The sequence below is a fragment of the Propionibacterium ruminifibrarum genome (assembly GCF_900289195.1).
Lineage (GTDB): Bacteria > Actinomycetota > Actinomycetes > Propionibacteriales > Propionibacteriaceae > Propionibacterium > Propionibacterium ruminifibrarum.
Window position 1 is genome coordinate 189,003 of record NZ_OMOH01000003.1, and the last position, 11,930, is coordinate 200,932.

General features: G+C 70.7%; 8 protein-coding genes and 1 pseudogene. 8 read left to right on the plus strand and 1 reads right to left on the minus strand.

Annotated features, from left to right (window positions below; genetic code table 11):
- Positions 1-14: 14 nt before the first annotated feature.
- Positions 15-2,348 (minus strand): DEAD/DEAH box helicase, encoded by a 2,334-nt coding sequence (locus tag PROPJV5_RS04535; RefSeq protein ID WP_119715302.1) that lies wholly within the window; start codon positions 2,346-2,348, stop codon positions 15-17.
- Positions 2,349-2,426: 78 nt separating this feature from the next.
- Here PROPJV5_RS04535 and PROPJV5_RS04540 point away from each other — a divergent pair, with 78 nt between their 5' ends.
- The 8 genes and pseudogenes from PROPJV5_RS04540 to PROPJV5_RS13125 all read left to right on the plus strand — a co-directional run.
- Positions 2,427-3,971, plus strand: coding sequence for a DUF7059 domain-containing protein (locus PROPJV5_RS04540; RefSeq protein WP_119715303.1), 1,545 nt, complete (start codon positions 2,427-2,429; stop codon positions 3,969-3,971).
- A gap of 265 nt (positions 3,972-4,236) precedes the next feature.
- Positions 4,237-7,026: a type I DNA topoisomerase gene (gene topA / locus PROPJV5_RS04545; protein ID WP_119715153.1), complete on the plus strand. Its 2,790-nt coding sequence runs from the start codon at positions 4,237-4,239 to the stop codon at positions 7,024-7,026.
- Between the two features lie 83 nt (positions 7,027-7,109).
- A complete protein-coding gene (locus PROPJV5_RS04550; RefSeq protein ID WP_119715154.1) occupies positions 7,110-8,534 on the plus strand; it encodes a hypothetical protein in 1,425 nt (474 codons plus the stop codon).
- 2 nt (positions 8,535-8,536) lie between these two features.
- Entirely contained in the window at positions 8,537-9,184 is a 648-nt protein-coding gene (tmk, locus tag PROPJV5_RS04555) for a dTMP kinase (protein WP_119715155.1), read from the plus strand.
- 911 nt (positions 9,185-10,095) lie between these two features.
- Entirely contained in the window at positions 10,096-10,440 is a 345-nt protein-coding gene (locus PROPJV5_RS13120; protein ID WP_420812718.1) for an SdpI family protein, read from the plus strand.
- Positions 10,441-10,723: 283 nt separating this feature from the next.
- Entirely contained in the window at positions 10,724-11,104 is a 381-nt protein-coding gene (locus tag PROPJV5_RS04565) for a hypothetical protein (RefSeq protein WP_147385348.1), read from the plus strand.
- A gap of 71 nt (positions 11,105-11,175) precedes the next feature.
- Positions 11,176-11,457, plus strand: a complete 282-nt coding sequence (locus PROPJV5_RS04570) for a hypothetical protein (protein WP_147385349.1) — start codon at positions 11,176-11,178, stop codon at positions 11,455-11,457.
- A 320-nt stretch (positions 11,458-11,777) separates the two neighbouring features.
- Positions 11,778-11,888: pseudogene (locus PROPJV5_RS13125) on the plus strand (TetR/AcrR family transcriptional regulator); the annotation flags it as partial.
- Positions 11,889-11,930: the final 42 nt, after the last annotated feature.

The following is an 11,930-nucleotide window of genomic DNA, read 5'->3' on the forward strand; positions in this document are numbered from 1 at the left end:
CGGGCGCCCTTGGCTCAATCGCCGAGGAGGGCGGCCAGCAACCGGCCCGCCGCCTGCTTGTCCAGGTGCTGGTTCGCGTTGCCGCACTTCGGCGACACGATGCAGGCCGGGCAGCCGTCGAAGCAGTCGCAGGTCAGCAGGCGTTCGAGTGTCGCCCGCCCCCACTCGTCGGCCACCTCGTAGCCGCGCGACGCGAAACCGGCGCCACCGGCCACACCGTCATGGACGATGATCGTGCACAGCTCGGTGTCGGGGTGCACCACCATCGAGACCCCGCCGATGTCCCAGCGGTCGCACGGGGCGAAGGCCGGCAACAGGCCGATCGCGGTGTGCTCCACCGCGTGGGCGGCGTTGCCCGCCATGACCGCGGAGAACCCGAGTTCCTCGATGATCCGTTGCGGAACCGTCCACCACGTCGCCTTGGTCACCATGCGGTGCTCGTCGAGCTCGAGCGGGGTCTCGTCCCACACCTGGCCGGTCTGCTCGTCCCTGCGCAGGTACCCGATCACCTGGGTGATCAGTTCGACGTCACCGGTGGCCACGTGCGTCGTGCCGAATCGTTTGCGGGCGTCCTCGTGCAGGATCCGGGCCTGCGTCGTCGACAGCGGCTGCGTGTGGTAGCCCGGCCGCTGCCTGTGCACGAGCGCCTCGCGGCGTGCGGGGGCGTACTCGTCCACCACGTACTGCTCGCCCTGCTGCAGGTAGACGGCGCCCGGGAACACGCTGCGGTCGGCCGCCTCCACGTCGACCTGGCCGAGGACGCGCCCCGAATCGGACTCCACGATGTCCAGCGGCCGCCCGCCCAGGCCGCGCAGGCCGATGGCATCGGCGGCCCGCTCCGGGCGGGGCCAGAACCAGCCGTTCGGGCGCTGCCGCAGCAGGCCGGCCGCGGTGAGCCGGTCGGCCAGATCGGCCGTCGCCGGGCCGAACCAGCGTTCATCGGCCGTCTCGAGCGGCATTTCCTGGGCGGCAGCGGCCAGCTGCGGGCCGAGCACGTGGGGGTTCTGCGGGGTGAGCACCGTGCGTTCCACGGGGGCATCGAAGATCAGCTGCGGGTGCGCGAACAGGTAGGCGTCCAGTGGGTTCTGGCTGGCCAGCAGCACCACCAGGGCGTCGCGGTCGGCCCGGCCGGCGCGCCCGGCCTGCTGCCACAGCGAGGCCAGCGTCCCGGGGAAACCACAGACCAGCACGGCGTCCATGCCCGAGATGTTCACGCCCAGTTCGAGGGCGTTCGTCGCCGCCACGCCGTTCAGCTCACCAGCGACCAGCGCGTGTTCGAGCTCACGCCGGTCGCGGTCGAGATAGCCGGACCGGTACGCGAGAATGCGCCGGCCGGTGCGCAGCCGGCTCGCCGCCCGCTCGGCCACCAGCTCCGACTGGGCCCTGCTCGGCACGAAGGCGATCGTCTGCCGGCCGGCGTCGACGAGCCGGGCCAGCAGCGTCGTGGCGTCGGCGTAGACGTCGCCCTCGGGGCGCCACAGCACCACGTCGCGGGCCGGGTGCGGCGAGCCGTCCCGGGTCACCTCGGCGATCGGTTCGGGCTCGCCGATCAGGCGGGCCGCCGATTCGCCGGGCGAGACCGCGGTCGCGGAGGCGACGACGAACACCGGGTCGGAGCCGTAGGCCCGGCACAGCCGCCGCAGCCGGCGGATGACGCAGGCCACCTGAGCGCCGAAGACGCCCCGGTAGCGGTGCCCCTCGTCGATGACGACGTACCGCAGGCCGCCGAGCAGGCGGGCCCAGCGTCCGTGCCGGGGGAGGATCGCGTGGTGCAGCATGTCGGGATTGGTCAGCACATAGCTGGCGTGCTCGCGGGCGAAGCGCCGGGCCGCGGCGTCCGAGTCGCCGTCCACGACGGCGACCGGCCACCGGTCGGGGCCGAGCGCACGCGCCGTGCGGCGCTGGTCGTGGGCCAGCGCCTTCGTCGGCGCGAGGTAGAGGGCCGTCGGCTCGCGGTCGATGCCGAGCAGGGAGCGGGCCGCCGTCGCGGTCGCCGCGCGACCGGCCCCGGCACGGCCCCGCCGGCCCGGGGGCGCCGTACCCGGCTGCGCCGCAGGGCCCGCCGGGGAGGGGTTCTCGGGCGCGGTCGCGGCGATGATCGCCATCAGATAGGCCAGGGTCTTGCCCGAGGCGGTCGGTGTCGCGATGGCCACGTGCCGGCCGGCGTGCATGAGCTCGGCCGCCTCCACCTGGTGCGCCCACGGGGATTCGATGCCGTGCCCGGCGAGCCTGTCCCGGTGAGCCGCACCGAACCAGGCGGGCCACTGCCCCGGCCGGCCCGGGACGGCGTCGCGGTGGTCGATGTGAATCGCGCTGGGATTCGCGCTCAACCACTCGGGGACTGCCATGGCTCCATTGTGCCCAGCACTGCCGGTCGGGCCCCGGCCTTCGCCGGTGCCGGCCGGGGCGTGTGCCACAGTGGGGCCATGCTCAACGGCCAGGACATCGATGCGCTCCGCGGCGCCCTCACCGACGCCCGCTACACCCTCGACGCCGTGCTCGACCGGCTCGGTCCGGCCGGTCGGGCAGGCCTCGCGCGCAATGTGACGATCCCCGCGCTGCACGTCCTGGGCGCCGCCGACGACGCCCAGGCCCTGCTGATCCGGCTGTTCCCGCTCCAGCAGGCCCTGCCGCGCCGGGTCGTCGATGCGGCCACCGGCGGCCCCCTCGACGTGGACGTGCTCCTGCGAGCCGGCATCCTGCGCGAGAACGCTCCCGGCGCGGGCGGCGGGGAACCGGGGGAGGGGCCGCTCGTCAAGGCCGCCGTCGACATCCGCCCCTACGGTTTCGAGGACGCCGCGGGCCAGTGGTCGGGCTGGGTCGCGGCCGACCCCGTCCCCGGCCTCGACCAGCTGGTCACGCCGACCCGCCCCGACTACGTGCTCGGCGTCAGCCCCGCGTCCACCTCACTGGCCCAGCTGAGTGTTCCCGACGAGGTCGGTTCGGCGCTCGATCTCGGCACCGGCTGCGGCGTGCAGAGTCTGCACCTGTCCCGCCACGCCGGCCGCGTCGTCGCCACCGACCTGAACCCGCGGGCCTGCCGGCTCGCCGGGCTCACCATGGCGCTCAACGGCCTGGGCCGGGTCGAGACGCGCGAGGGCAGCCTCTACGAGCCGGTCGCCGCGGACCGCTTCGACCTCATCGTCACCAACCCGCCCTACGTCATGAGCCCGCCCAGCGGCGACCACGAACGTCTCGTCTACCGTGAGGGCGCCTTCACCGGTGACGGCCTGGTCGAGCGGATCGTGCGCCGGGCACCCGACCACCTCAGCAGGGGCGGTCTGCTTCAGGTCCTCGCCAACTGGGCCGACATCCGCGGCACCGCGTGGCGGGACCGGCTGTCGCAGTGGGCGTCCGGGACGGGCTGCGACCTGTGGGTCATCGAACGCGAGCACCTGGACATCTACGAGTACATCGAACTGTGGCTCACCGACGCCGGGCTGGCCGGCAGCCGGCAGTGGGCGCCCCGCTACCGCGAATGGCTCGACTACTTCGAACGGCTCGGCGTCACCGGCGTGGGCATGGGCTGGATCATGCTGCGCAACAGCGGAGCCGCCCACCCGCGGCTCCGCCTCGAGGAGTGGCCGTACGAGATCGGACAGCCCGTCGGCCCCGCCCTGTCATCGGGCTGGCGGACGTTCGACGCCGCCGCGCTGGGCGACGACGAACTGTTCGCCGCCCACTGCACGCTCGATCCGGACGTCGTCCAGGAGACCATGGGTACCCCGGGCGCCGCAGACCCCAGCCATGTCGTCCTGCGGCAGGGCACCGGGCTGAGGAGAGCCGTCGAGGTGGGCACCGCCCTTGGCGGCGTGCTCGGTGCCTGCGACGGTGAACTCAGCCTGGGGCGGATCATCGACGCGGTCGCCGCCCTGACCGGCTCCGACGCCGCCGCCCTGCGCGCGGAACTCGCCCCGCGACTGCGCGAGGCGATCACCGACGGGTTCCTCGCCGTCACCGCTCGGGGCTGAACGGCACGCCTGGCCGCTGCTCGCGCGCCCGTGACGGGCGCCCCGGTGCCCGCGACCCGCCGCGCCGTGCGCGGACGCAGGGGAGCGGTGCCGTGCGTGGACGGTTCGTCGTTACCGCTTCTGGGGAGTTATGGTGAGCCTCGCAGGGCTCCGGCACGGTCGGCCCCTGCCTGCCCGGCAGGTGCCCGACCCGCCGGGCGCTACGATCTTGGCGTCCGCCCGACCCGGTCGGACGCCCGTCGGCCCGATTGCGGGGCCTGGACTCATGCAAAGGAACACAGTGGCAGACACTCCGCGCCGACTCGTCATCGTCGAGTCACCAACGAAGGCGACGAAGATCGCCGACTACCTCGGCCCCGGCTATGTCGTCGAGTCGAGCCGCGGGCACGTGCGCGATCTGCCGACCAGCGCCGCCGAGGTGCCCGCCAAGTACAAGGGGCAGCCGTGGGCGCGCACCGGTGTGAACGTCGATGCCGACTTCGCGCCGATCTACGTGGTCAGCGCCGACAAGAAGGCCACGATCCGCCAGCTCAAGGCCGACCTCAAGGACTCCGACGAGCTCTACCTGGCCACCGACGGCGACCGCGAGGGCGAGGCCATCGCCTGGCACCTGCTGCAGGAGCTCAAACCGAAGGTGCCGGTCAAGCGCATGGTCTTCCACGAGATCACCAAGGACGCCATCCAGGAGGCCGTCGCCCACCCGCGCGAACTCGACGAGGACCTCGTCCAGGCGCAGGAGACCCGCCGGATCCTCGACCGCCTCTACGGTTACGAGGTCAGCCCGGTGCTGTGGAAGAAGGTCATGCCGCGGCTGTCGGCGGGCCGTGTGCAGTCCGTCGCCACCCGCCTGATCGTCGACCGCGAACGCGAGCGCATGGCGTTCCGCGCCGCCTCCTACTGGGACCTTGAGGCCACCCTCGACGCCGGTGCCGCCGCCGACCCGCGCCAGTTCACGGCCCGCCTGGTCGGCCTGGACGGCCGCCGCATCGCGCAGGGCAGCAACTTCGACTCCCTCGGCGCGGTCAAGGGCGATGTCATCGTCCTCGACGAGGATGCGGCGGCCCGGCTCACCGCGGCACTCGAGAAGGCCCCGTTCGCCGTCACCGCCGTTGAGGCCAAGCCCTACACCCGCCGCCCGGCCGCGCCCTTCCGCACGACGACGCTGCAGCAGGAGGCGGGACGCAAGCTCGGTTTCACGACCGACCGCACGATGCGCGTCGCCCAGGAACTGTACGAGGGCGGCTGGATCACCTACATGCGCACCGACTCGGTCACGCTCTCGGACCAGGCCGTCAGCGCCGCACGCGCCGCGGTCAGGGCCCTCTACGGGCCCGAGTACCTGTCGGACAAGCCCCGCGTCTACGCCAGCAGGGTCAAGAACGCCCAGGAGGCCCACGAGGCCATCCGCCCGGCCGGAGCCGACTTCCGCACCCCGGCCCAGTCCGGCCTGAGCGGCGACCAGTTCCGCCTGTACGAGCTCGTCTGGCAGCGCACCGTCGCCTCCCAGATGGCCGACGCCGTCGGCCAGCAGGTGAGTGTGCGCATCGAGGGCACCTGCGCCCTGCCGGTCGACCTCGGCGAGCAGGCACCGGCCGTGCGGGCCGCCCAGTTCACCGCATCGGGCCGCACCATCACCTTCCCGGGCTTCCTCAAGGCCTACGTCGAGTCCACCGACGGTCCGGCCGAGAAGTCGGCGCGGCTGCCGCAGCTGGCCGCCGACCAGCAGCTCGACCTGGTCAAGGTCGCCGCCGAGGGGCACACAACGAAACCCCCGGCGCGTTTCACCGAGCCGAGCCTGGTCGCCAAGCTCGAGGAGCTCGACATCGGCCGCCCCTCCACCTATGCGTCGATCATCCGCACGATCACCAGCCGCGACTACGTCTTCAAGAAGGGCACCGCCCTGGTGCCGACCTGGCTGGCGTTCGCCGTGACCCGCCTGCTCGAGGAGCACTTCACCGCGCTCGTCGACTACGACTTCACCGCCGACCTCGAGGAGCAGCTCGACTCGATCGCCAAGGGACAGGCCGACCGTCTCGAAGTCCTGCGCGACTTCTACTTCGGCCCGCAGACCGAGCAGTCCCAACCCTCCGGCCAGTCCGCACGCGAGGGCCTGCACGAGCTGACCACCGCGCTGGGCGACATTGACGCGAGGGCCCTGTCGACCTTCCACATCGGCGACCTCGACTCGGGCATCGACGTGCGTGTCGGACGCTACGGCACCTACGTCGAGGACGAGGAGTCGCACCGGGCCAACGTGCCCGAGGACATGGCCCCCGACGAACTGACCGCCGAGACCGCCCGCGAGCTGCTGGCCAGGACCAGCAGCGGGGACCGCGAACTGGGACTCGACCCGCAGACGCACCTGCCCATCGCGGTGAGGAGCGGGCGCTACGGCCCCTACGTCACCGAGGTCCTGCCCGACGACGAGGAGCCCGGCAGGGGCGGCAGGAAGACGAAGCCCCGCACGGCCAGCCTCTTCCGTTCGATGGACCCGGCCACCGTCACCCTCGACGACGCCCTCCGGCTGCTCAGCCTGCCGCGCGTCATCGGCGGTGAGGGCGACGAGGTCATCACCGCCCAGAACGGCCGTTACGGGCCGTACCTCAAGCGGGGCACCGACACCCGGTCGCTGCCCAGCGAGGAGGCCATCTTCACCACGACGCTCGAACAGGCCAACGAACTGTTCGCCCAGCCCAAACGACGGGGCCGTGCCGCCGCGGCGCCCCTCAAGGAACTCGGCGCCGACCCGTCCAACGGGAAACCGGTCGTCGTCAAGGACGGCAGGTTCGGGCCCTACGTCACCGACGGCGAGACCAACGCGACCCTGCGCAGGACCGACTCCGTCGAGGCCATGACCCTGGAACGCGCGGCAGAGCTGCTCGCCGAGAAACGCGCCAAGGGGCCGGCCCCCAAACGCCGCACCACGCGCGCGTCCTCGGCGAAGAAGAAGACCACGACGAAGAAGACCGGAACCACCAAGAAGTCGGCCACGAGTACGAACCAGGCCACGGGCACGAGAGCCGTCTCGAAGCCGGTGGCGCGAACCACCGAATGACCCGGGCCGGCCAGGACGATCGGGGACTGTGGCGGAGCCACGAACCGGCGGCACCGGGCCGACCACCGATCCGAGGAGCGGGCATGAGCGCACAGCAGAGCAAGAACTGGTTCTTCGAGACGCCCTGGCACGTGCACGCCCCCGAGTTCACCAGCGAGGCGCTGGCCATTGACCGGGTCGTCCTGCTCGACAACGGGGCGGCCGGACAGGTCACGGTGACGGTGCTCGACACTCCCACCGAGCGGCTGCTGCACGCCGGCGTCATGCTCGCCCAGCGTGCCGTCGGCGAGGTCGGGGAGTGGTTCGTCTGGGCCCCGGACTGGGAGCCCTGGCTGCCCGGCGAGCACACCGGGCCCATCGCCAGCGACAGCGACTCGGAGATGCCCGACGAGGTCGACGAACTGGTCGCGCCCTTCCGCCGCGGGGCCACCCTCGCCCCCGTGGTCAGCTGCACGCGGGTGCGTTCCCGCTACGGCATCCTCGACGAGTCGGGCGAGACCCTGGCGGTGCTCACCGATGACCGCATCACCATGCGGCGCGGTGGTATCGCCACCGGCCGTTTCCGCGAGACGACCTTCGACGTGTCACGTCTCAGCCCTCACCAGCGGGACTTCATCGCCGAGCAGATGGCCCAGATCGGCGCGGTCCGCGTCGATGGCTTCCGCGACCTGTTCACCCGCGTCTCGCAGGTTGCCCCGGAGCCCGTCCGATCGGGCAAGAGCCCCGCGGACCAGACGACGACCGGTTTCCTGTCCTGGCTGCTGGCCCGCCGCTTCCGGCTGATCCTCGCCGCCGACCTGGCGCTGAGCAATGGCGAGGCCGCCGACCCGGGTCTCCTGGCCGACCGCCTGCACGAGTTCCGGGGCGAGCTCGACGCCCTGCGCGGCATCATCGACGAATCCTGGCGAGCCGACCAGCTGGGACGCCTCGACGCCCTCGCGGCGGCAGAGCCCCGGACCCTCACCGGCAGGGTCGAGTACGACCAGCTGCTCGACGCCCTCGACCTGGCTGCTCGCATCCCCCGTGTCGACGAGAACGCCGACGACGACGCGGGGAAGGCCCTCGGCGGCAAGCTGGCGGCCGGGATCGCCGATCTGCGTGCCATCGCCGACCACGCGGTCGAGCACCCCGACGCCGACGCCACCTGGGAGCAGGCGCTGGTCGTCGCCGATGACACCCTCGGCCTCGCCCGTGTCGCCCGCCCCGCCATCACCAAGGCGAAACGCACCATCAAGCTGCTCGCCCGCATCGTCGACGCCCTCGCCGATACGCGGGGCCCCGAACGCTCACCGGACCAGGTCGCGGCGCTCACGCCCGAGCAGGCGTACCAGGCCGGACGTGACGACGAGCGCGCCGGCGCCCGGGCAGTGGCCGCCAGGGCCGCCTTCGCCAAGGAGTGGCCCGGTCTTCGCGGCGACCTGCCGCAAACCCCCGGCGCCGCCAGGACACCACTGCCCAGCCCGGCCCGCGTCGTGGAGGCCATCACCGAGCTCGGGCGTCAGGGCTAGCCATGACCCCACCCGCACGCCCCCACAAGGGCTGGTTCGTCGTCTTCGAGGGCGGTGACGGCGTCGGCAAGTCGACGCAGGTGCAGCTCGCCGCGCGGGCCCTGCACGAGGCGGGCGTCGAACACATCGTCACCCGCGAGCCCGGCGACACGAGGCTTGGCGAGGCCCTGCGCACGCTCCTGCTCGACCCCGCCACCGGCGACGTCGCGCCGCGCGCCGAGGCCCTGCTGTACGCGGCCGACAAGGCCCAGCACCTGCACCAAGTGGTGCGCCCGGCCCTCGAGAGGGGGGCGGTGGTGCTGTGCGACCGCTACATGGACTCGATGCTCGCCTACCAGGGCGCCGGCAGGGTGCTCGACGTGGACGACATCGCAGCCATCGGGGCGTGGGCCACGGGCGGGCTCATCCCCGACCTGACCGTGCTGCTCGACATGGATCCGGCTCGGGCCGTCGGCGTCAAGCGGGGCAGGGACCGCCTCGAGCAGGCCGGCAACGGCTTCCACCAGCGCGTGCGCCAGGGTTTCCTCGACCTGGCCGCCAAGGCCCCCGAACGCTACCTCGTGCTGCCGGCCCGCACCGGACGCGAGCACCTGGCCGAGCAGGTCAGGCGCCGGCTCGTCGACCTCGGTATCGAGGCCCTCCGGGGCTGACCGTTCCGCGGAGCCGCGACGACTGCTCGCCCCGCGGCCCGGGGCGAGGCCCGTTTTCTCGTTGCCTCCGCGGCGATGGCAGTGCGCATGATCCTTGCCGTCGTCGCCGCGGGTCCGAGAGATGCCCCGGGGATCGGCGGGTGTGATACTCCCCGACAGGTGTGCAGTCGATGATCCCGCCACATCAGGTCATATCACGATTCAAAAAGGTGTGCCTTTCCTGGGTGGACTTGGTATTCGGATTTCCCCTCAGGGAATTTGTCCCGTTTCCCGGAGATCCCCCTGAAGGACGCGCTCTGGCGCGGCAGTGAGGCCTGGCGAGACCATGTCCTTTCCTTGACGCGGATGCTCGGCCGGGTGTTTTTTTAACAGTGACAGATGTTTGCCTTGGGTGAGTACCACACGCACGATTGGTATTTCAGCTGTCCTCGTCGTGGTGTGCGGCCGTCGAGGTTCTCACCGAGTCACCGGACGAGATCGGTTTCAGTATCGTTTCGACGTGCAGAAGATGCCTGCAGCGGCCAATCGGAGAGGCCGCGCGAGCGCGGCTTCTCCGCTCGCCATGTGGCCGGAGGCTCAGCCCTGGATGAGTGGTCGTCGGCGACTTGGACTTACTCGCGGTGATCCATCCTCCGCCTCATCGAGGAGCTGAACCGGGCGTCGCGCTCCCTCGGGCGAATTCAGACGGCTGTGTCGCATGGCCAGATGCGGAACGGGAGATGAGGAAACATGGGGATGAACACGAAGTCCAATATCTCGGTCACTGCTTGGGTGATGTTCGGCTGCACCATTACAGTGCCCGAGGCGGTCGGGTTGCCAGGCGCGGTGGGCAGGTCATAACAGGGATGAGGGGCTATGCGATGTCGGGCATTACGACTACTGGATGGGTTATGTTCATACTCGCGATCACGATGCCGGTGGCGGCTGTCTTGACCTATTATGCTCAGAGTCGTCCCAATGCCAAGCCCAATCACTGGGCTGGTATTCGGATCAGGGTGGTGGCGAGTTCCCCGGAGGTGTGGCGGGCCGCGCACCGGGCTGCCCTGCGGTGGGAGAAGTTCATTCTCATCGGTTTTTGCGGGGCTGCGGTGGTCTGCCTGCTCGTTCTTCGGTCGTGGCATCTGGTGCTCGCCGAGAGCATTCTCTTCGGTGGCTATCTCATCCCGCTCGGGTTCAATGTCCGGCATGCCTGCAAGGTGGCGAAGGACATGGTTGACGCTCAACAGGACGGACCACTCCGGTCCGCTCAGCAGTGAATACATGTTCCGGGCGATCAGCGGGGCCGGGCTGCTTCGAGGCTCTGGTGAGCCGGGCCGAACATCGAGATGGAGCAGACGGCCGTTCATCTTCTGAAAGCCGGACACTTGCTGCGGGCGGGTTGGGATCGTGGCGACGGGGTGGGTCATCTTCATGGTCGCCCGGGGAACCATTGTCTCCGGTGAGGTTGGTCGGTTCGCCATTTTCCTCACCACGATCATGGCGGTCCAGTCCAGGGGTGCAACAGAACAGGTCATTTCGAGAATCCAGGGAAGTGATGACATGTCAGGAATCCCAGCCATCGCATGGGTGATGTTCGCAGCCGACGTCGTGCTGCCGGTGCTGGCCACGATGATCTTCTACCGCAGGAGCCGTCCGGCGGCCGGCTCCACCGTGGCCGGCACCCCTGGCTCGGACTCGCAGGACGCACGCCGTGCCGGGTACAAGGCGGCCCTGCATCTGGCGAGGGTGGATCTCATCGGGGTCAGCGGTGTCGCCCTGGTCTGCATGATCGTTCTCCGCTCGAACCCCTCGGGGCTCATCCTCACCGAGAGCGTGCTCTTCGGCTGCTGCCTCGTCTCACTGGCGTTCAACATCTGGCACTCCCGCAGGGTTGCCAGACAGGCGGCGTCTACCCCGGATCGTCCGGGCCGTGGCTGGTGAACCGAGTGGGGAATCCGGCAGGGTCGTTCGAGGTTGACGTCGTTGCGTAACGCCTTGTTATGGTGCAAAAGATGAGGGTTGGAGGCGTAAAGGGGCAACCGGTCACGAGCCCGAGGCTCGCCCTGGCGGGTTCTTCGACGGTGCTGGTCATCGCGGTGCTGCAGGCCATCTGGTCCGTGGCCCGCGGGCTGGAGCATGGGGCGAACGTCGTCTCCCTCGCCGCCGCCATCGCCATGATCGGTTGCGCGGCCCTGACGATCTGGGGCGTCCGATCGCCTGGCCGGCGAGTGACCCACGGCCGGCGAGGAGCGGGCCGGCCTCGTAAACCCGCCGAGGGCACCAGCGGCACATGACCTCGCGGATCGGGGTACAGCCTTGCCGTGAAGATCTCTCCGGTCCACTCATCCACCGCATACGCCATCAATGGGTTCCGGCTGGCGGTCAGTAACGTTCCTCGGTGGACATCGCGGCCGGCCATCCGCTCTGAGAGCGCTTGGCGTCCTGTGCGCGGATCGCCCATTGCGCCGGAATCAACAAGGAGCGCGTCTACAGCTACTACGGTTCCAAGTCCAAGCTGTTCGCCCGGGTGCTCCGCGAGCAGCTGTCCAAGGGCACCGGCGAGGTTCTGCTGGATGCCACGGATCCCGAATCGCTCGCGGAGTTCGCCGGGCGCATGTTCGATGACAACCAGGCTCACCCGCAGTACGTGCGCCTGCTCATGTGGGAGGCGTTGTCCTTGACGGGGGAGGTGCCCGAGGAGTCCCAGCGCCGCGAGGTGTACGCCTCCCGGACGGCTGTGATCGCGGCAGGCCAGACACGGGGCGCG